The 17,751-nt window shown below is 48.8% G+C and carries 28 protein-coding genes; 21 read left to right on the top strand and 7 right to left on the bottom strand.

All coding sequences use genetic code 11. The annotated features are described in order from the left end of the window. Positions 1–2: 2 nt before the first annotated feature. From CWE07_RS01220 to CWE07_RS01210, 3 genes are all read right to left on the bottom strand, one after another. Positions 3–734, bottom strand: a complete 732-nt coding sequence (locus CWE07_RS01220) for a hypothetical protein (RefSeq protein ID WP_111568116.1) — start codon at positions 732–734, stop codon at positions 3–5. Next, positions 731–1,027, bottom strand: coding sequence for a hypothetical protein (locus CWE07_RS01215; protein ID WP_111568115.1), 297 nt, complete (start codon positions 1,025–1,027; stop codon positions 731–733). Before CWE07_RS01215 ends, CWE07_RS01220 begins: the two co-directional genes overlap by 4 nt. A 69-nt stretch (positions 1,028–1,096) precedes the next feature. Beyond that, positions 1,097–1,282 (bottom strand): hypothetical protein, encoded by a 186-nt coding sequence (locus CWE07_RS01210; RefSeq protein ID WP_111568114.1) that lies wholly within the window; start codon positions 1,280–1,282, stop codon positions 1,097–1,099. A gap of 644 nt (positions 1,283–1,926) precedes the next feature. On the opposite strand from CWE07_RS01210, the gene CWE07_RS01205 reads away from it, so the two are divergent. Then, entirely contained in the window at positions 1,927–2,874 is a 948-nt protein-coding gene (locus CWE07_RS01205) for a hypothetical protein (RefSeq protein WP_111568113.1), read from the top strand. 285 nt (positions 2,875–3,159) lie between these two features. On the opposite strand, the gene CWE07_RS01200 is transcribed toward CWE07_RS01205, so the two are convergent. The 3 genes from CWE07_RS01200 to CWE07_RS01190 form a co-directional block, all read right to left on the bottom strand. Then, on the bottom strand, positions 3,160–3,492 hold the full coding sequence (locus CWE07_RS01200; RefSeq protein ID WP_111568112.1) for a hypothetical protein: 333 nt from the start codon (positions 3,490–3,492) through the stop codon (positions 3,160–3,162). Continuing rightward, positions 3,489–3,836 carry a hypothetical protein gene (locus CWE07_RS01195; RefSeq protein ID WP_111568111.1) on the bottom strand — a complete coding sequence of 116 codons (348 nt, stop codon included), beginning with the start codon at positions 3,834–3,836 and terminating at the stop codon, positions 3,489–3,491. Before CWE07_RS01195 ends, CWE07_RS01200 begins: the two co-directional genes overlap by 4 nt. 103 nt (positions 3,837–3,939) lie before the next feature. After that, positions 3,940–4,569, bottom strand: coding sequence for a LexA family protein (locus CWE07_RS01190; protein WP_111568110.1), 630 nt, complete (start codon positions 4,567–4,569; stop codon positions 3,940–3,942). Positions 4,570–4,678: 109 nt separating this feature from the next. On the opposite strand from CWE07_RS01190, the gene CWE07_RS01185 reads away from it, so the two are divergent. The 9 genes from CWE07_RS01185 to CWE07_RS01145 all read left to right on the top strand — a co-directional run bounded on the left by CWE07_RS01185 (position 4,679) and on the right by CWE07_RS01145 (position 8,649). Continuing rightward, positions 4,679–4,873: a Cro/CI family transcriptional regulator gene (locus tag CWE07_RS01185; protein ID WP_111568109.1), complete on the top strand. Its 195-nt coding sequence runs from the start codon at positions 4,679–4,681 to the stop codon at positions 4,871–4,873. A gap of 11 nt (positions 4,874–4,884) precedes the next feature. After that, entirely contained in the window at positions 4,885–5,385 is a 501-nt protein-coding gene (locus CWE07_RS01180; RefSeq protein WP_111568108.1) for a phage regulatory CII family protein, read from the top strand. Next, positions 5,378–5,578, top strand: a complete 201-nt coding sequence (locus tag CWE07_RS01175; protein WP_111568107.1) for a hypothetical protein — start codon at positions 5,378–5,380, stop codon at positions 5,576–5,578. The genes CWE07_RS01180 and CWE07_RS01175 overlap by 8 nt, the downstream gene beginning before the upstream one ends. Beyond that, positions 5,578–5,895 carry a hypothetical protein gene (locus CWE07_RS01170; protein WP_111568106.1) on the top strand — a complete coding sequence of 106 codons (318 nt, stop codon included), beginning with the start codon at positions 5,578–5,580 and terminating at the stop codon, positions 5,893–5,895. The genes CWE07_RS01175 and CWE07_RS01170 overlap by 1 nt, the downstream gene beginning before the upstream one ends. After that, positions 5,892–6,761, top strand: coding sequence for a hypothetical protein (locus CWE07_RS01165; RefSeq protein ID WP_111568105.1), 870 nt, complete (start codon positions 5,892–5,894; stop codon positions 6,759–6,761). The genes CWE07_RS01170 and CWE07_RS01165 overlap by 4 nt, the downstream gene beginning before the upstream one ends. After that, complete coding sequence (locus CWE07_RS01160) at positions 6,742–7,353, top strand: replication protein P (RefSeq protein WP_111568104.1); 612 nt, start codon at positions 6,742–6,744, stop codon at positions 7,351–7,353. Before CWE07_RS01165 ends, CWE07_RS01160 begins: the two co-directional genes overlap by 20 nt. A gap of 202 nt (positions 7,354–7,555) precedes the next feature. Further along, complete coding sequence (locus tag CWE07_RS01155) at positions 7,556–7,735, top strand: hypothetical protein (protein ID WP_126818957.1); 180 nt, start codon at positions 7,556–7,558, stop codon at positions 7,733–7,735. A gap of 2 nt (positions 7,736–7,737) precedes the next feature. Next, on the top strand, positions 7,738–8,301 hold the full coding sequence (locus CWE07_RS01150) for a hypothetical protein (RefSeq protein WP_111568102.1): 564 nt from the start codon (positions 7,738–7,740) through the stop codon (positions 8,299–8,301). A gap of 45 nt (positions 8,302–8,346) precedes the next feature. Then, positions 8,347–8,649, top strand: a complete 303-nt coding sequence (locus CWE07_RS01145; RefSeq protein WP_111568101.1) for a Gp49 family protein — start codon at positions 8,347–8,349, stop codon at positions 8,647–8,649. Between the two features lie 39 nt (positions 8,650–8,688). Here CWE07_RS01145 and CWE07_RS01140 read toward each other — a convergent pair whose 3' ends face one another. Next, positions 8,689–9,159 (bottom strand): hypothetical protein, encoded by a 471-nt coding sequence (locus CWE07_RS01140; RefSeq protein ID WP_111568100.1) that lies wholly within the window; start codon positions 9,157–9,159, stop codon positions 8,689–8,691. A 203-nt stretch (positions 9,160–9,362) separates the two neighbouring features. Between CWE07_RS01140 and CWE07_RS01135 the strand changes: the two genes are divergently transcribed. The 11 genes from CWE07_RS01135 to CWE07_RS01090 all read left to right on the top strand — a co-directional run bounded on the left by CWE07_RS01135 (position 9,363) and on the right by CWE07_RS01090 (position 17,727). Further along, entirely contained in the window at positions 9,363–9,605 is a 243-nt protein-coding gene (locus CWE07_RS01135) for a hypothetical protein (protein WP_111568099.1), read from the top strand. Positions 9,606–9,780: 175 nt separating this feature from the next. Further along, entirely contained in the window at positions 9,781–10,353 is a 573-nt protein-coding gene (locus tag CWE07_RS01130) for a lysozyme (RefSeq protein ID WP_111568098.1), read from the top strand. Further along, positions 10,316–10,750, top strand: coding sequence for a hypothetical protein (locus CWE07_RS01125; RefSeq protein ID WP_111568097.1), 435 nt, complete (start codon positions 10,316–10,318; stop codon positions 10,748–10,750). The genes CWE07_RS01130 and CWE07_RS01125 overlap by 38 nt, the downstream gene beginning before the upstream one ends. After that, positions 10,677–10,868, top strand: a complete 192-nt coding sequence (gene lysC / locus CWE07_RS14670) for an Rz1-like lysis system protein LysC (RefSeq protein ID WP_420836531.1) — start codon at positions 10,677–10,679, stop codon at positions 10,866–10,868. Before CWE07_RS01125 ends, lysC begins: the two co-directional genes overlap by 74 nt. 29 nt (positions 10,869–10,897) lie before the next feature. Continuing rightward, positions 10,898–11,173 carry an HP1 family phage holin gene (locus CWE07_RS01120; protein WP_241973976.1) on the top strand — a complete coding sequence of 92 codons (276 nt, stop codon included), beginning with the start codon at positions 10,898–10,900 and terminating at the stop codon, positions 11,171–11,173. Then, a complete protein-coding gene (locus CWE07_RS01115) occupies positions 11,160–11,723 on the top strand; it encodes a terminase small subunit (protein WP_111568095.1) in 564 nt (187 codons plus the stop codon). The genes CWE07_RS01120 and CWE07_RS01115 overlap by 14 nt, the downstream gene beginning before the upstream one ends. Positions 11,724–11,727: 4 nt before the next feature. After that, positions 11,728–13,224, top strand: a complete 1,497-nt coding sequence (locus CWE07_RS01110) for a TerL (RefSeq protein ID WP_111568094.1) — start codon at positions 11,728–11,730, stop codon at positions 13,222–13,224. 5 nt (positions 13,225–13,229) lie between these two features. Next, entirely contained in the window at positions 13,230–15,443 is a 2,214-nt protein-coding gene (locus tag CWE07_RS01105) for a portal protein (protein WP_111568093.1), read from the top strand. Further along, positions 15,443–15,640 carry a hypothetical protein gene (locus CWE07_RS01100; RefSeq protein ID WP_111568092.1) on the top strand — a complete coding sequence of 66 codons (198 nt, stop codon included), beginning with the start codon at positions 15,443–15,445 and terminating at the stop codon, positions 15,638–15,640. The genes CWE07_RS01105 and CWE07_RS01100 overlap by 1 nt, the downstream gene beginning before the upstream one ends. Before the next feature lie 81 nt (positions 15,641–15,721). Continuing rightward, positions 15,722–16,681: a hypothetical protein gene (locus CWE07_RS01095; protein WP_111568091.1), complete on the top strand. Its 960-nt coding sequence runs from the start codon at positions 15,722–15,724 to the stop codon at positions 16,679–16,681. Between the two features lie 11 nt (positions 16,682–16,692). After that, positions 16,693–17,727: a N4-gp56 family major capsid protein gene (locus CWE07_RS01090; protein ID WP_111568090.1), complete on the top strand. Its 1,035-nt coding sequence runs from the start codon at positions 16,693–16,695 to the stop codon at positions 17,725–17,727. Positions 17,728–17,751 lie beyond the last annotated feature (24 nt).

Genomic DNA, 17,751 nt, shown 5'->3' with positions numbered 1-17,751 from the left:
TTTCAACTCTCCTTCGGCGGTTTTGATTGATTTTCTTGGTTGTCGGTGTGCCGAACAGCCACAAACCCTAAGACTTCGGATGGGATCTGGTATTCATCGCAGAATAGCTTTGTCTTTTTAATTATTTGCTCCCAAATCAAAATGTGCAGAGAGAGGTTTTCGGTCTTGGTTTTCTGCAAAGAGTGTAAGTTGAAGTTGAGATTAGTCACGAGCGCTCCATAATGCCCCAGCGCGGGAATCGATGACAAATCAGCCTTAGCTGCTTTGAGGAGGGCGTGTGCTTCCCTTAAGTTACCGTATAAGAACTCAAAGTGACTATCTATTGTTCGAACCGATGCGAGGTAGTCGGCTCTATCTGGGCTAAAAGTCTTTATCTCATCTGAGGAAAACTTGTGGGCAATTTTTAGTGCTTGTTTCGCTTGCGATTCGATACATACCATTACGGGAAGGACATCAGAAGCAAATAGTTTCTCAACATCGTAACGTGCCTGTTTTTTCGTGTTGTTATCCCATTCGTTGCGCGCTTTCCATGCAGTTGTAGCTAGCACACAGGTCGCTATTGCACCAGTGACGGCTCCTATGGCGGCAACGCCAGCACCAATAGCGGCCCACTCATTAGCTCCCCATCCAGACGATAGCTCTGATCCTTGAACTGCCGCTGGCATCAACGTAAGTGCATCAAGTAGTTCACTCGCAAACAGTAAATGGGGCAGGGTGGTCATGGTTATGCTCATCGGTAGGCCGACCTTTCTATCTTAAAAGCTTTACATGCACCGAGTGCTAGCAGGCTTGAAGCAGCAAAGCACAAGAAAGGAATGGCGATATTTTTGACCGTTTGGTTCCTGATAGTTGTAATGGCATTAACTATGCTTTGGCCAGTTTCCGGCACATCAGTGGCTAAGAAGCTTAGCGAACCAATCGCCAATATTAAAAAAGTCGCTGATGCGGATAGAAAAAAGATTGTCTTAAAGTAGCGCTCTAGGAAGTAGGCTGCGTCCTCTAGCGCATTAGAAATTAACTGATTCATTTGGCCTCCTTGCTTGGTAAACTATTTGTGCCTTGTTTAAGTCGGGGTGTCAACTGGATGCCACTCCACTTAAAGCTCAAAAGTTTTAATTCGAGTAACTTCGACGGTGCCATCAAAGCTTTCCGCGAATGCTATTTCCAGTTCTGAATGTGTATAGGGAGCATTGAGCGACCAAAGTCGCTGAACGGTCACTAAATTACCGTTGACCCACATTTTGTAGGTCATTACTAAAGTTGCTTGTTCATTCTTGCTCATATTCAGTACCTATCTGAAAGGACTGAAACCTAGGTTTCGTTAGTCAGGGAGCCAGGTCCTGACTCGTTACCTTTTAAATATGAATTACCCTCAATTTCGCGTCTATTGGCCTTATTCGAAGGAAAAATCGCGAATTTAAGTTACTGAAATTATTTATATATTTATAAGCGACGCTTTCAGCTTACTAATGGGTGTTATTTCAACAGAGGCAACGTGTCAATCTTTGCTACTGCTGAAAGTGAGACAAAAATCACGACCATTCTATTTATTAGAAGTAATTTTGAGTATTAAACGAATTTACTGATCGCAAATGATTCAATAGGTTAATTTGTAGACAATTCGTCGCGGTTGAGGCATTTTAAGAGTCACGAGCGCGGAACTGGATTCGCGCTCGACACATAGACAAGGAAATAACATGAAGACATTACTCATGGTCTTGAGTCTCGCGTTCACATTCGCGATGACTGCAGTTCAAGCCGACGACACCAATCTATTAACAACCTTTCAAGTTGAACAAACCGCTGTTCAAGATGACGGAGCTGACTGCTCGGCCACCGATGAATCACAAGCGTCTACTCAGGCGGATGAAAACTCACCTCTAGCTCAAACTGCTTGCTGCCGTACTTGCACCAAAGGCAAGGCTTGTGGTGACAGCTGCATCGCACGAGATAAGACCTGTCGTCGGGGCAGGGGATGTGCATGTAACGCCACTAAACCAATTTAACAAATTCAAACAACAACGTATTATTTTGGAGATAACAATGAATAAAAAGCTTATATCTATAGTTATACCTGTCCTATTGGGCGTCTCTAGTGCGACGTATGGTGCTTGTGACCAAATTGAGAGAGTGTTTCAGCAGGACACGGGAAGATATGACATTTTACCCAGTTTCGGAGACTCGTCTGAAAGGATGTTTGAGACGAATACTACCTTACATGTGCCTGTTGGCTGGAGTGAGCCTGTTACAGCAAAAAAAGTATATCGCTGTGAAATCTCTTTAGGTTCACAATGGCGTGATATGGCATCGTGTTTGTACGAACGATTAATTGGCGAAAATACTGGTAGTTATGCGTTTTGGGAGTATTCGCCTAATAGAGGGCTCAACTTCATAGGAGGATTTTCAAGTACAAGAACCGTTTCCTATACCCCGAGAACTCGAGGTGCCTTTGATATTGGGTTGGTTGCAACCGACAAACATACAAGAGACTACAATGGCTTTTACTACCCTTTTTGTGAAACCACTCGGGTTTATGCCCAGACAATACCAAAATTGACTATTGTTAATTCGCTCCTGCCTCACGGAAGCGTGATTTCAGCGCAGGTTGGGATCGAGTACGATTCGCAGTATTCTGCGTACGGAGTAGCAGGCCGAGCCCCAACTGTTATATGGACAATTCAAAATGTAATGAACCCGAACGAATCCTACGAAGTTAGAACTCCGCACGGGATCTTAAACTTTTCCCCTCCTTTTAACGGATCATTCGACGTAACAGCCACATTATATGATGGTAAATATGAGTCGACTGTAGGTTTAGGAAATATTGTATATGGAGGCGGAAGTGGAGGCGGTGGTGGTATAATCCAGCCTTAACTCACGTACTAATTATACTTTACGGATCAAAATTGGGGGCTTTTGTCTCATCAATTTTGATCGCGTAATTTATTATATCCCCACTCACGGTATCTGGTGAATGCCGAATGGCATAACCTCACTTCTTGATATGAGAAAATTTAAAGAAAAATGGCACTAAGTAAGGCTTGGAGACAGAATCACTCTCTCGCATGCTCGAGTTAAAAGCAACGGGTTACACAAATAATATATGTGAGCAGGAGAGCGCTTGGGGAGGATATATTAAGTGCAACGAGTATAACTACACTAAAATATTCTCATAAGGGCAACGGCGGCAAGAATCAGCAGTGACCCGATAACCGTGGCAGCGTAAATTTTTTTATCTAAAACATGCACTTTATCTGATAAGGAAGAGTGCTTCTTACTCACGCCTTCAACTTTTTCACATATATTCGAGTCCATTTTCTCTAATTTATCGTGAAGAGATTTAATCGAACTTTCTAGCCCCCCAACAGACTTTTGAATTTCCATAATTGATTGGAGGGTAAAGCTATGATCTGTAAGTTGTGGCGCAGCGGCAGGCGTGACCAAGTGCTCCCCTTCCCGAGGGGGCGTGTTGCGTTGTGTTGAAGCTGTCATTTCTTAGAATCATCCTTTTTCAAAGAAAGCCATTCCCAAATATGGGCTGACTGAATACCCCAATAGTTAGTAACAGGCACGACGATAAAATTATTCCGTATGAATTGATACTTTGGCGTCTGGAATATTTCCAACTCGGCGCCTTCACCATCTTGGGGTGAGTTCGGCTCAGACGGGATGTACTCCTGAAAGTCCATTATTTTTTCTGCGACTTCCTTAGTGGTAAGAGTAGATTGAATAAACCATTGACCTCCAGCTAATTCAAGGTACTCATCAAATAGCTCACGCACACGATGCGCAATTTCTTCGGGTGCATCTGTTCCGAAAACGGCATAAATCGCCATCCTTACTCTCCATAGTAGAATCGAGCGGACGAATTTTACACTTAGTGATTAGTGCTATCAACAATCTTAAGGATAGACCATCTAATTTCAAGTTAAACCCGAATTAAAAATCCTGTATCACCTGCTTCACCACCCCAATCACTGTACAATTTCCGTTCACCGGTGTCACGGGATAAGTGTGATTGAATGGTTTGAGTAACTTCTGTCCGCCATCGATGACCAGCTGCTTGAGGGTAGCTTCCGAGGTATCGTCCAGGCGAGCTACTACGACTTTACCGTTCTCAGCTTGGATATCAGGGTCGACGATGACCACAGAGCCTTCCGGTATACTTTTACCCCCGTTAAGAGAGGTCATGCTATCGCCTTTCACGCGCAGCGCAAAAGCGCGCGGTCCTACGTTGGCGGTGTGCGCATAGTAAGTCGTAGCCTCTGGCTCGCCATCTTCCATTTCTAGCCAGCTCCCTGCTCGAATCCATGAAATCAAAGGCACCTTGCCGCGGAGGTCGGGGCCGGGCTCAGTATTTGGGCTTGAGCCATATGTAAGCTCATGCACTGTCACATTTAAAGCATCGGACAGCTTGCCAATATACATTCCTTTTGGGCTAGTAATGCCGCTTTCCCATTGAGAAATAGTCACATGGCTAACGCCCACAGCTTTAGCAAGCTGCTTTTGCGTAAGCTTAAGCGCTTTTCGTTTTTCTTTAATTAATGAGTGCAATGAGTACTTTTTCATGTAAGCAATCTTAAATCTGCTTGACTTCCGTTTCTTTTAAATTCAGTATTCATTTGTTTAAGAAATCCTAAATTTTGACATGGCGTAGCCGTGCCGGTGGAGTCACAGCATGAATAAGCAACAGGTTCTCGAACATTTCGGAGGCACAAGCGCAGTAGCCAAAGTACTCCAAATTAGCCCAGCTGCAGTTTCGCTTTGGCCTGACCCAATTCCTAAAGGTCGGGCATATGAGCTTGAAACTGTGACCAAGGGCCAACTGAAAGTTGATCTCTCGTTGTACCAAAAGCCAAACCAAGCAGCCTGAGGTTCACAATAATGAAGTTTTCAAAACGCAACACGCGAATGCCTAGCCTACGTACACGTTGCCCTATGGCAGCAGCTGCAAGCTTTACGGATGATCACAATGTTTCGGACATAGCCCGCAAGATGGGGAAGAACCCGAAAACCTTGATTACCAAACTCAGTAACGACGTCGACACGCATCAGCTAACACTGGCTGAGGCAGTCGCCATCACTGAAATCACGGAAGACGAGCGCATCTTAAAGGCCTGGGCAAACGGTAACAGCAAAGTTTTGTTCACGCTGCCAACGCCAGGCATGACTGATGATGAGTTCTCAGATCTTCTACTGACCAACCAACAGCGCGGCGGGGAAATGGCCTCCTGCATTCTTAATGCACGCAAAGACGGGGTCATTACCGAAGCAGAATACGCCTGCATCCACCAGCACATCCTTAAGTCGATTGAGGGGCTGCTGCAACTAGACCAAGAACTTAAAAGCCAGGTTCGTGAATGGGGGGAGGATACCTATGAGTGATGAATTCGACGACGCTCTAGCACTGCAGGAGCACAGCCTTAAAGTTGATCTAACTAACCGTAAACCTGAGGGACCAGGGCCACGAGGTTATTGCCTTGAATGTGGTGATGAAGATGTTGGTGGGCGCCGTTGGTGTTCAGCTAAATGCGCACGTGACTGGGAACGTCGTGAAGTTCAGCGGTTGGGGCGTTAATGAATCAACGCGAGTTTCAGGCATTAGGCGCCAGTGAATTGGATCCAATGGCAGTCGTTTTGTATGTGCGGGTATTTCGTAGCCGTGTTAGCGCCGAGCATCCGGACGTAACCACCACTCGGTATGAGTTAGAGCGTGCAATGGAATTTCAGCCAGGTAGCGAAGGATACCTGCGCCGAGTTCATCGAGTCACTTGGAAGCGGGTGATGGAGCTTGAGCGAGCGCTGATACTGGCTGGTCTACTCGAATTATTACATATTGACGGTGATCGCCGGATGTACCGCTGTCTGCTTATCTCAGATAGGGGACATGAATGAACCAGCAGGAAATGAACGCACTCAAGCAAGCTGAACTCGATCCGATGGCCGGGATGCTTTACGTGCGTGGTTTTCGCTATTACATGAATTATGCGACAGGAGAGGTCTCACTGTCGTTGTCTCGCTTAGCCCAAGAGCTTGAATACCATCCTCCGCTGCGTTCATCGCGCAAGGTGGAGCGACCATCAACGAAACGTGTCCGTACGCTCATACAGAACCTGGTGGACTCAGGCTTGATAGCACTCAAAAAGTCCGGTGATGCCATGAAAAACGAAGCTGCAGTCTATGTGTGTGTCATGGCCACAACGGATAAAAAAAGGCGTGAAAAGGCCCCTCTAAAACAAGTCCGTCCAAATCCACAGGGGCACGAGTTGGACACAGGTCAGGGGCACGTAGACGGACACAGCTTAAACCGCGTGGATAAAGGCGTGCAGGCCGAACAGGGGCACATAGGTGAACACAGGGAAAATTCACGACAGGGGCACATATCCGAGAGATCCGAGATATATAAGAGAGAGATCGCGCGCGACCCCAATTTTGAGCAACCCTGCGGACGAGACCTAACCCTCACTCAACCACTCATGGCTATCGCATTCAGACGATACGGCCAGAACCAACACCTGATTGAAAACGAATTCGAATCGTTTCGCTTACACAAGTCGCATAGAACGACACAGCGAAGCCTTCTTGAATGGCAAGACGAATGGAAGCGTTGGATTGCTAGAAGCAACATCATGAACCCCACGTCGACACAACGAGGTAACCATCATGCACAAAGACAACATCCAGCAGCCGCAATACTTGATGTCTGCGAACGATACGCATCAGGCCAACCAGGTACTGAACATGACGACACTGATGACTGAGCTTGCACCGGCAATGACCATTTACTGCCCAGACTTCTCTAAGCGCTTTGGTGACAAGCATGTAGAGAACGTGATGCGCGAGTACGCGTATCAGCTGTTTCAGAACAACATCTCGTTGGCTGACTTTCGTCGTGGGATTGAACGCATGAAGCAACGAACGACTACCAAGTGGACACCGACGCCTATTGAGTTCTTAGAGCTGTGCAAGCTGCAAGCATCAGACTTCGGCTTTCCAACCAAAGACGAAGTGTATCGCGAAGTCGAAGGCTACTCGCGTCACAAGGCCAAGGGCTCATCTAAGCCATACGAGTTCTCAGGTCGGTTTGCTGAGCTCATCTGCCAGGACATCATGTATGCCTTTCGGTTATCGACTGAAGACAAACGCCAGACGCTCTTAGATGCGTCATACACCAAGTGGGTCGACTATCAGCGTCGCCATGGTTTCTTACCCAAGCAAGCAACGCAGCTAGAAGCGCCTGCACCGCGCCACAGCAGCGCAGATTACCAACGGATGCACCCATTCGCTGAGCGCATTGAACGTATCAAGCAGGCACGTAGACAGCGCCCACAACGCAGACGAGGAGCAGCATGATGGCTAGAAAAAACCAGATTATGCGCCTTTTTACTCACGCTATCGTCGTGTGGGCGGGGGCGGGAATGCTCACCATCTTAGCTGTATGGGTGATAGGGCGATGATAACGGGTAACTTAACGCAACTACCCGAGCAGGATACCAAACGCGTCTTAGCGGAGCGTACAGCGACATATTGGTTGCATCAAAAGCGTAAGGGCTGCATGTCTCGCGAAGATATCGTGAAACGTCTCAATGCTATCCACAAAGAAGACTCCATGGTCTGGGACGGCCAAGTCACAAAGCTTTGGGGCGATACGGGAAAAATTCTAATTAAAACACTACCGCCAGGAATGGGCGCAAACGAGTATTTGCAGCATCTTTTGGGGGATATCGAGATATGACAATGAGCATCGAACAAGTATTTGTGAAGCAGTGCCCGAAGACGACGGCACTGAATGGCGGCTCGGTATTCCGCGGCGCGACGAACCCACTCAAGCTGGCTGACATTCTGGTGGTGCTTGGCTACGTCCAGCACACTCAACCAATCGGGTCCATGGTCTTGAATGCGCAAATAGCCGGCGACACGAAAGACCGCAAACGCCTGGTTGCGACGATGACCGATTTTCTTCATGCCCAGGTAATTCCGAGAGAGCTTGCTGGCGCATTGGCCGAAGCGGCTGTGCATGAGGTTTGCGACACGTCGACATGCTCAAAGTGCAAGGGCACTGGTGTTACCAACGGTAAATCAAATCAGCCCTGCAGTAAGTGCGAGGGCGTTGGACGTGAAACGCCAAGCGAGCGCTCAGTAGTTCGCTACGTGAACAAGCACCTAACCACCATGATGATGTCGCGTCATGCCTACCGATTGCGCTGGTACCCGCACTACATGGATGCGATTGACCGGCTCAATGTGGAAGCCAACAACGCGGCGCATGCAATCCGGCGAAAGCTTCGGGAAGATGATTAATCAGTTAAGTGATAACTTTTTCACCCACAACAAAGAGAGTACGTTATGAACGGAGAGCGAGATTTAGAAAAGCGTCTGCAACAAAAAGGGCTCAATGCGCCACGCTTAAACCCTGACCACATCGACAGCTGCATCAAGGATGCGAAGTATCATGTGTTTCCTGGTACCACGCTGACGGTATGCTGCTTAACGCTTAAGAACGGTTTCACCGTCACTGGCGAAAGCGCAGCGGCTAGTCCAGAAAACTTCAATGAAGAGGTTGGGCGCGAGATTGCGTATAAGAACGCCCGCGATAAAGTCTGGCAGTTGGAGGGGTATCTGCTGCGGGAAAGGTTGAGTTCTAGTTAAGCGGAAAAGACCGCGGCTTTCGCGGTCTCTATGATTTACTTAATAGTATACTGGTACTGAAATCATCAGCTCGTGATTGCGTTCTGCGGTAGAGTAGTTGACTTTAAATGCCTGGTCAGCGCGGCTGCTACTTCCCTGTGGAACGACTTCAGTTACACCAATAGCTTGAGCGCTCTGAATTTCAGGTATGCACTGACTCGCATCTGAAATGCTAAAAAGCTGAATAGCTTGAGGGGCAGTTACGGAAACAGGGGAACTGGCTGTCAACTGACAATTGGCTTCGGCGTTTACTATCGTGACATTGTCCACTCGAATAGTGCCATTACTACCAGGAAGAAGCACGACGTATCCATTAGTTAAACGAAAATCCAGCTGCTCTGGTGCTGCAGGCGCATGGCCTAGAACGCTCATAGAGTAGACTTGTTGGGGAAGTTCGCTCTGAGTTGCGCAAGCCGACACAAGGGCAGTTGATGCGAATGCCGCTATTAAAAAGCTTAAGTTCTTGTTCATTTTTTTCCTTGATTGAAATAAATAATCGATTGGTACTGCGTAACTTAACTTATAGCATATTTCTCAATTGGTCATTTTTTAATGAGAGGGTGCGATATGCAACGAGTTGGCCGCGTTGGGCAGGGCGCTGTTTGCTAACATTGTTTACAAACTCGTTGTGTAGAGGTAGGTTAACTAACCATTTAACTGATAAGGAGATTGTTATGTTTATTGAAAGACCAGCCTCTGCGACCGATGAATTAAACACAGGCTCCCCCGATGTCATCAATTTTGACTACGTTGTATCAATGAAAATTAAGAAGAACTCGTCTGTGAGCAACGTACATAAAATAATTTTCAAACTAAGTGGGGAATCTTCAAAAGTTAGTTGGTATTTCGATAATCAGGAGCAAGCCAAAGACTGCATCCGCGAGATGCTACTCATGCTTGAGGGCAAAGAGCTATAACAGGCTTGACACCCAACCACTTTTAGGTATTTAATTCCCATACTGGATTGATTTGCGTCCAGCCCTGAAACCCGGCCATTGCGTCGGGTTTTTTCGTATGTGTCCTTGTTGAACTGTGTGTTGCTTGCCCCGGTCATTCGTTTGTCCGGGGCTTTTTTATGCCCGGAGGTGCCAAGTGGGTAAGCTAGCAAACCGATTAATTGCTGTTGGCCTGACTGGGTCCTTGGTAGCTGGCGGTGTATTCATCGCGACACACGAGGGGCATGTACCAGGTACTTACGTCGACCCAGCTGGAATTATTACCGCGTGTTACGGCCACACCAGCCCGGAGCTTAAGCTAGGCACTGAACTGAGTGAGGATGAGTGCCTTGAACTACTGGCTAAGGACTTAAGTTCTCACAATGCGCAGCTAATGCGCGCGGTGCAAGTTGACCTGAGTGAGGGCGAGCACGTGGCCTATCTGAGCTTTCATTACAACGTGGGTGCTGGCAATTTTCGCCAGTCGACGTTGCTGCGCTACCTCAATGCTGAGCAGCGGGTTGAGGCCTGTAATCAACTAACTCGATGGGTGTACGCCGGTGGTCAACAGCTACCAGGCTTAGTTCGTCGACGTGAAGAAGAAAAACAAATCTGTTTAGAGGGCGTCCATCATGCTGCGAATCAAACCCACACTGATTATCACGAGCGTTATTCTGACGATTGTTACTGCGGTGGCGTTCAGCTACGCCAACCTAAAACGCACCAATGATGGTTTGAATGCTCGTATCGACGTGCTACATGCGCAAATTGCACAACGCGAAGCTGAGAGCGAGCGACTAGCCCGCGATATTGAAAGCGTTGAAGCGATTAACGATGAGCTCTTATCTGAACGAGCTCGACTAGCCGCCATTGAGTCTCGGTACCAGATGCGTACCGAACAACTTATTCATGAGCTCAGTGCAGCTCAGCAGGCGGTCAACGAACTGAGGCAATCTAACCATGAAGAAGTTAAGAGCTGGGCTAATACTCGGGTTCCTGCTGGTGCTTTGCGCTTGCTCGGGCACGCCGGAGCCGCGGGTAGTTACTCGAACGGTGAAAACGACCACGCCTATATTTTTGGTGCCACCGGCGAACCTTTTACAGCCGTGTACCGCACCCAGTTTTAACATCCTGACCAACGCGGATTTACTCAGCTACACGGTAGCACTTGAGGCAACTATTAAGCGCTGTGATGCCAATATGACGCGAATCACCGAGTGGGCTACCGAACATGGGAGTCCTTAAACATGCCAACGAGAGTCACTTCAACAGTTATGGATAAAGCGATTTCCACATCAAGCTATGCCTTTTCAGGGGTGACTGCTGCAGGCGGTATGTTGTCGCTCAACAACATTGCATTGCTGGCAGGTATCTTTTTTGCCGCCCTCACGTTTTTGCTGAATGTCTGGTACCAGCGTCGCAAGGCTCGAATAGCTGAAGAGCTGGCGCAACTCGACCGCGAGTTCCATGAAGCACGCATGGCAAGCCTGGTCGAGAATGTTTGTGAGGCAGTAAACAACTTATCGGAAACTCAGAATGCCAAAGATTAGCGTCAAGGAGTACGACTGGACAGACTTCACCGATAAAGAGCGTCTGTTCTGTTACGAGTACCCGATTGATAAGAACGCGACTAAGGCGGCTAAGCGGGCAGGGTATAGTGCCAACTCAGCTTCTAAGATTGGCTGGGAGCTACTGCAAAAAGATAAGCTTCGTGACCGTATCGACGAGATGATGGCAGATACTTTTCAAAAGCTTGAGCTGAATCGCGAGAACATCATTCAAGAGCTGCTTGCTTTGGCCATGTCCGATATCGGTGAGATGTTTAACCCAGATGGCACGCTGCGACCTTTGCATGAAATACCAGCAGCAACACGTCGGGCCATCAGCGCCATTGACGTCGACGAGCTGTTCGAAGGCAAGGGTGACGACCGTGAGCAAATTGGTTACACCAAAAAGCTGCGCTTGTGGGATAAGCCCAAGTCACTGGAGTTACTGGGTAAACACCTCAAGATGTTCACCGATAAGGTTGAACTTAGCCAGCGCCCTAAAGTGTATCGTCGCGACATGACTGGCCGCAAAGACAAGGGCGAGGAGTCATAAGCGTGTGTCTGAGCAGATTGAAGTCGTATTTGAGACCGCTGCGCAAGGTAAGGTTCTTTCTCAATATCTTCAATCACGTGCAAGGGTTACTTTCATTCGTGGGCCACTTGGCTCAGGAAAAACGTTTGCAAGCTGCCAGCGTGTGTTTGATCAAATATGTGAGCAGCGACCGAACCGAAACGGGGTTAGAAAGAGCCGCTGGTTAGCGGTTCGTAACACGTACTCGGATCTTGAAACAACCACGATTAAGGATTGGAAGGACCTATACTGTAACGATGACATGCCGTCTTTGGGGCGCTTCATTGGTTCAACACCGCCAACTCATTTTCTCGACTTTGACTTGGAAGACGGTACCAGAGTTAAAGCTGAGTTGATATTCCTCGCCCTCGACAGGCCTGATCACGTGAAGAAGCTTCGGGGTACTCAGGTCACCGGCTTCTGGTTAAACGAAACCAAGGAAATATCAAAAGCCATCGTCGATATGTGTGATGGGCGCCATGGTCGCTATCCCTCTGCGGCAGATGGTGGACCAAGTTGGCATGGAATGATTGGTGATACAAACTCGCCAGATGATGATCATTGGTACTACGACCTGGCGGAGAATGTTAAGCCTGATGACTGGGTCTTTCTGTCTCAGCCTGGCGGGGTCATTCGAGAACAGGTAGGCAAGAATAGCTACCGCTGGGTACCAAATCCAGAAGCTGAGAATATTAATAATCTTCCAAACGGTTATTACATACGCCAGGTGCAGTCCAAATCTGATGACTGGGTTCGCGTGAACCTAGCCAATGAATATGGCTCAGTCTCAAGTGGCAAAGCGATTTATGGCAGCACCTGGCAAGACGCCAAGCACACCAGCAAGTACGAGCTGCTGGCGATTCCTCGCTTTCAAAAGTTGCTATTGGGTTTCGACTTCGGTCGAACACCTGCGTGCATCATTGGGCAACTAATGCCAGATGGCCGGCTACGGGTTCTCAAAGAGCTCGTGTCCACAGGCATGGGTATTCGAACGTTCATGGACTTGGTGGTGCTGCCTTGCCTTAAAGAGGAATTTAAGAAATTCCCAATATCGGGCATGGAGGCTTATGGCGACCCAGCGGGTACCGCGAAAAGCCCCAATGACGAAAATAGCCCCATCGGCATTCTCAATGACGAGTATGGCTTAACCACGTATCCCACAGCGACGAATAAGCCTAAGCAGCGCTGGGAAGCGGTCGAGTACTTTCTAACCCTCGACATCGATGGGCAAACGGGCTTCGAGCTTTCAAGTGCATGTCTAGTGCTGCGCAAAGGCTTCAACGGCGGTTATCAATTTAGGCGCCTGAATGTATCCGGAGAGCGATACGCAGATGTCGCAGATAAAAACAGCTACAGCCACCCGCATGATGCACTGCAGTATCTTTGCCAGGGCGCGCAGGGTGAAATCAATTACCAATGGTTAGAGCAACATCAAGAGGACAGTCATCAGACTGTTATCGCTGATTCAGTAACAGGGTATTAAGCCGCATGTCGAACAAACCAGAGCCAAATCAATACGAGCACGAGTATGACGAAAAGAACCCACTCGACTTGCTCGCGATGGAGCTCGAACGCCAATTGGCAGAAGTGTTGCGTGACCGACAGACTATTGAGCATCGGATGGTGGAGGATTTGCAAAACTATCACGGCGAATACGATAGCGAAGTGGTCAAAGCACTCAAAGAAGCAAAGCGTGCGCATCCATTCATTAAACTTACCCGGGCGAAAACCAACGCGGCCGAGTCACAACTAGTCGACTTACTGTTCCCGAACGATGATAAGAACTGGGCGATAGAGCCGACGCCGGTACCAGAGCTCGCGGGCAAAATCGGTGACGATACCCCAGTTACGATGAACGGTCAGTCATACCAGGATGAAGAGGGCAACATCGTTACAGAATCGGACTTAGCTGAGCGTGAGCTTGAGTTAATTCGAGAGCGTTGCTTGAACATGGAAGCCGAGATTGAAGATCAGCTTGTCGAGTCCTCTTATAACGCGATGTGCCGCAAAGCCATTCATGATGCGTGCGTTGTTGGCACCGGCGTACTTAAGGGGCCAGTTGTCATCGGCAAAACCGACCGCGCCTACGTTGAAGTCGAAGGCGAGTGGCAAATGGTTGTAAAAGAGTCGTTCACGCCTGCAGTTGAGGTGGTGCGCCCATGGGATTTTTATCCTGACATGTCAGCAAGTCACATTAGCGAAGCTGAGTTTGCATTTGAACGTCGCTACATGAGCAAGCAGCAGGTTCGTGACTTGGTTAAGCGCAAGGGCTTTCCTAAGCAGCAAGTCGCTCGGGTGCTGAAAATGAAACCAGAAGAAACCCAGCACAACAGCTCATATCAGGATGACGTGCGCCGCTTAGCTGGTTTATCCGACACCTTGAACGATACACGCTATGAGACATGGGAATACCATGGTCCTATTAGCCGCGAGGTGCTGCTTAACTTAGGCGTTATCGGTGATATTCCAGATGATGAAGATGAGTTTGATGAGTGGTTACAAGAAGGCATTGTGGCGACTGTGTTTTATTGCGGCGGCATTGTCTTAGGCGCCCGAACTCACCTTATCACCTACGAGGGGTATCTACCTTATCGAGTGTTTAACTGGGAAGAAGATGACAGCAGTATCTTTGGTTATGGTGTCCCGCGCATGGTTCGCGACGAGCAGGCCATCATCAACAGTGTTTGGCGCACGATGCTTGATAACGCAAGTATCACTGCAGGCCCCCAAATCGGTCGCAACCGGAAACATATCAAGCCGGCTAATGGGGAATGGACGCTAGAGCCATTCAAGCAGTGGGACATGATTGGTGGTACCGGCGACATCAAGCAAGCATTCAGTACCTTCGAATTTACTAGTCACCTGAATGAGCTATCTGCGATTTACCAGACCTCACGCATCCTATTTGATGAAGTGAGTGGCGTCCCGATGATGCAGCAAGGCGAGCAAGGGGAAGCCACTCAAACACTGGGCGGTATGAGTATCCTGATGAACGCGGCCAACACGGTTCGTCGTCGTCAAGTGAAAGCCTGGGACGACAACGTCACCAGCCCCATCATCGGTGACTTCTATCACTGGAACATGGTGAACAACGACCGCGCAGACATTAAGGGCGACTTCCAAGTTGATGCCCGCGGGACTGGCGCCTTGCTTGTACGTGAAACGTTGGCGATGGCATTGACCAACTTCCTGCAAATGGCTGCTGGCAATGAGGTGTTCGCACCAGTGTTGCAAATCAAGCAGCTGCAAATCATGCGGCTATGGGCACGCACGCAGCAATTGCCGGCAGACATTATCCCGAGTGAGGATGAGCTTCGCGCTTACTATGAGAATCTTCAGGAGCAAAGCCAAGCCTCAGACCCGCAAATTGAGATAGAGCAGCTTCGAATCGAGCAGTTGCAGAAGAAGTTCGAGTTTGAGCAAAAGGTTGAAGAGCAGAAGTTAGAAGCCAAGATGTTAGAGCTACAAGTCAAAGCTGAGCTCAAGGAACGTGAACTCGGAGCCCAGTTGCAGGCTAAGGCCAGTAGCGAGCGCATTGAAATGATGAAGATGGCGCAGAATAAAGAACTGAGCTCTGAAAAGCTGCTGGTTGAACTCAAAAAAGGGCAGGCCAAGCTAGACCAGGACTGGAGCCAGTTCGTCGCTGAAATTGAAATGAAAAATATTTTTGGCAAGCGCGGCAACTTTGGGTTGGGACAGTAATGGCATTTCAATACCAAAACGCTTGGTACGCCATCAAGCGCAAGCTTGAGGCTGATAGAGTTGACTTAGTTGAGCAACTGGTGCGCATGCAAGATGAATTGTCGACTGCACAGCTGCGCGGCAAAGTTGCGATGCTTGATGAAATTATTGCTCGCTATCCCAGTGAGCTCTCAGAAATAGATTCGGATGATGAGTAACGCACTTATCAGCCAATACCAGACCCACGCTTTGACGTGGGTTTTTTTATGACTCCATGACGGACTCTTAAGGAAAACTCCATGACCAAAGCAAAAGAAAACCCGCACGCTAATCAGCCTGAATCAGATGATGACGATGCGGTCAGCTTGTTTGCAAAATTTACCTTGAGCGATAACTCGTCTCACGATGATGACGTGAATGACGACTTAGAAAGCGAGGAGGATGATGACGAACAGCTGGATCAAGAAGACTCAGACACGCCTACCGATGAAGATGAAGATGACGAGGGGACTGATGACGGTGAGCAGGACGCTGACGAGGATGACGCATCAGATGAAGACCCTTGGGCAAAAGCACCTGAATCGCTTCGCAATGAGTACATGAGCCTTCGCCAAAGCCATGACAAGCTGTCGAATGAGCACCGCGCTAACTCTGGCCGTGTCGCCGCACTTAACCGCGAGTTGAACACCTTACGCCAGAAAATGACGGCTCATGAGAAAGCGAATGGCAAACCTGATAGCAATAGCGATTTACCATCTGCTGCTGACTTGAAAGGTAAGAGCCTTGAACAAGTCGAAGAAGAATGGCCTGAAATTGCTGCCTATCTGCGTCATATGGTTCAAAAGGCCACTGATACGGTCGAGCAAAAGCTAACGCCGGTTGAAAGCTTCAAACAGGAATTTGAGAACGAACGCTATCAACGCCAGCGCCAAAGCGAGATTGAGAAACTGGCTCAGGCACACCCCGATTTTCAAACCGTGGGTTCTGACCCGAAATTTCGGTCTTGGTTAGAAGCGCAGTCACCAGGCATCAAAGCTATGGGTGACAGCGAGTTGGCTGAAGACAATATCACGTTGCTGAACCTATATAAGGGCACGGCAAGCAAAGCTAGCGATAAAGCTGAACGTAAGCCGGCCCCCCGCAAAAAGTCACTGTCAGACCATGCTGAAATTCCGCGCAAAGGTGCGAGTCGAGCTAAGCCTGGGCTCAGTGACGATCCGGTCCAGTTGTTTAATCAACTAGTCAATAAATCATCCTAAGGAGAACAATCATGCCAACACCATCCAATACATATGGTGCCTTGGGCGTTGCTGCCGGCGTACACGCCGAAATTAAAATGCTTGAGCATGCTGAACCAATTCTGGTTCTGAATAAGCTTGGTGATCACAAACCAATGCCAAAGAACGCGTCGAAAACAATCAAGTTCCGACGTCCTATTCCGTTGCCTCCGGCGACTCAGCCACTGACTGAGGGTGTACGCCCTTCAGGCAGTAACTTCCGCTATCAGCGCATCACGGCCACTCTAAACCAGTATGGTGACTGGATGCCAATCACCGACGTTGTTCACGACTTGCATGAAGACCCAGTCGGTACAGATATGGCTCGAATGGCAGGTGAACAAGCGGCTGAAACCGTTGAGCTGGTTTGCTTCGGTGAGCTTATCGGCGGTACTAACGTCATCTATGCAAACGGTAGTGCACGCTCTGATGTGAATACATCACTGCGTTTACCGCACATCCGTAAAGCGGTGCGTAACTTGCTGTCGAACCGCGCACGTCGAATCACTTCGGTGTTGAGCGCTTCAACCATGGTGAGCACGCAAGCGGTAGAGGCGGGCTTTGTCGCCGTGTGTCATACCGATATCATCGCTTCGGTGCGTAACATCGAGGGCTTTGTGCCGGTGGCCAAGTACGGTACCCGCAAGCCTATCTGTGCTGAAGAAGTTGGTTCAGTGGAAGACGTTCGCTTCATCGCCTCCCCATTGTTTGATGCATGGGTGGATGCTGGTGGCGCGAAAGGCACTGGTGCGGCCGAGGTGTTATCAAGCGGTGGCACCAGTGCCGATGTGTATCCAATCCTTGTGATGGGGCAGCACGCGTTTGGCCATATTGCTTTGAAAGGCAATAAGGACGCCGGTGGTGCAATCAAGCCTATGGTTCGTAACCCTGGTAAGCCAGAACACGGTGACGAGCTGGGGCAAAACGGCTCGGTGGCGTGGAAAACTTACTACGTTGCCAAAATCCTTAACGACCTATGGATGGTTCGTATCGAAGCCGCGGCCTCTGCGCTTAACGAAGACGAGTAAGCGAAAGTCGTAGCTATCAAGCCT

This window comes from Aliidiomarina maris (assembly GCF_003987335.1).
Classification (GTDB): Bacteria; Pseudomonadota; Gammaproteobacteria; order Enterobacterales; family Alteromonadaceae; genus Aliidiomarina; species Aliidiomarina maris.
Note: the sequence above shows the minus strand (reverse complement) of the source record. Positions and strands in the feature narration are given on the sequence as shown.

Excerpts from the sequence above, each read along its gene's own strand:
- CWE07_RS01210 (WP_111568114.1), bottom strand. The coding sequence starts at position 1,282 with ATGAGCAAGAATGAACAAGCAACTTTAGTAATGACCTACAAAATGTGG.
- CWE07_RS01215 (WP_111568115.1), bottom strand. The coding sequence starts at position 1,027 with ATGAATCAGTTAATTTCTAATGCGCTAGAGGACGCAGCCTACTTCCTA.
- CWE07_RS01185 (WP_111568109.1), top strand. The coding sequence starts at position 4,679 with ATGAATAAGCAACAGGTTCTCGAACATTTCGGAGGCACAAGCGCAGTA.
- CWE07_RS01100 (WP_111568092.1), top strand. The coding sequence starts at position 15,443 with ATGGCATTTCAATACCAAAACGCTTGGTACGCCATCAAGCGCAAGCTT.
- CWE07_RS01135 (WP_111568099.1), top strand. The coding sequence starts at position 9,363 with ATGTTTATTGAAAGACCAGCCTCTGCGACCGATGAATTAAACACAGGC.
- CWE07_RS01095 (WP_111568091.1), top strand. The coding sequence starts at position 15,722 with ATGACCAAAGCAAAAGAAAACCCGCACGCTAATCAGCCTGAATCAGAT.
- CWE07_RS01165 (WP_111568105.1), top strand. The coding sequence starts at position 5,892 with ATGAACCAGCAGGAAATGAACGCACTCAAGCAAGCTGAACTCGATCCG.
- CWE07_RS01150 (WP_111568102.1), top strand. The coding sequence starts at position 7,738 with ATGAGCATCGAACAAGTATTTGTGAAGCAGTGCCCGAAGACGACGGCA.
- CWE07_RS01115 (WP_111568095.1), top strand. The coding sequence starts at position 11,160 with ATGCCAAAGATTAGCGTCAAGGAGTACGACTGGACAGACTTCACCGAT.
- CWE07_RS01200 (WP_111568112.1), bottom strand. The coding sequence starts at position 3,492 with ATGACAGCTTCAACACAACGCAACACGCCCCCTCGGGAAGGGGAGCAC.
- CWE07_RS01155 (WP_126818957.1), top strand. The coding sequence starts at position 7,556 with ATGTCTCGCGAAGATATCGTGAAACGTCTCAATGCTATCCACAAAGAA.
- CWE07_RS01090 (WP_111568090.1), top strand. The coding sequence starts at position 16,693 with ATGCCAACACCATCCAATACATATGGTGCCTTGGGCGTTGCTGCCGGC.
- CWE07_RS01145 (WP_111568101.1), top strand. The coding sequence starts at position 8,347 with ATGAACGGAGAGCGAGATTTAGAAAAGCGTCTGCAACAAAAAGGGCTC.
- CWE07_RS01140 (WP_111568100.1), bottom strand. The coding sequence starts at position 9,159 with ATGAACAAGAACTTAAGCTTTTTAATAGCGGCATTCGCATCAACTGCC.
- CWE07_RS01180 (WP_111568108.1), top strand. The coding sequence starts at position 4,885 with ATGAAGTTTTCAAAACGCAACACGCGAATGCCTAGCCTACGTACACGT.
- CWE07_RS01220 (WP_111568116.1), bottom strand. The coding sequence starts at position 734 with ATGAGCATAACCATGACCACCCTGCCCCATTTACTGTTTGCGAGTGAA.
- CWE07_RS01120 (WP_241973976.1), top strand. The coding sequence starts at position 10,898 with ATGGATAAAGCGATTTCCACATCAAGCTATGCCTTTTCAGGGGTGACT.
- CWE07_RS01195 (WP_111568111.1), bottom strand. The coding sequence starts at position 3,836 with ATGGCGATTTATGCCGTTTTCGGAACAGATGCACCCGAAGAAATTGCG.
- CWE07_RS01170 (WP_111568106.1), top strand. The coding sequence starts at position 5,578 with ATGAATCAACGCGAGTTTCAGGCATTAGGCGCCAGTGAATTGGATCCA.
- CWE07_RS01175 (WP_111568107.1), top strand. The coding sequence starts at position 5,378 with ATGAGTGATGAATTCGACGACGCTCTAGCACTGCAGGAGCACAGCCTT.
- CWE07_RS01190 (WP_111568110.1), bottom strand. The coding sequence starts at position 4,569 with ATGAAAAAGTACTCATTGCACTCATTAATTAAAGAAAAACGAAAAGCG.
- CWE07_RS01160 (WP_111568104.1), top strand. The coding sequence starts at position 6,742 with ATGACGACACTGATGACTGAGCTTGCACCGGCAATGACCATTTACTGC.
- CWE07_RS01105 (WP_111568093.1), top strand. The coding sequence starts at position 13,230 with ATGTCGAACAAACCAGAGCCAAATCAATACGAGCACGAGTATGACGAA.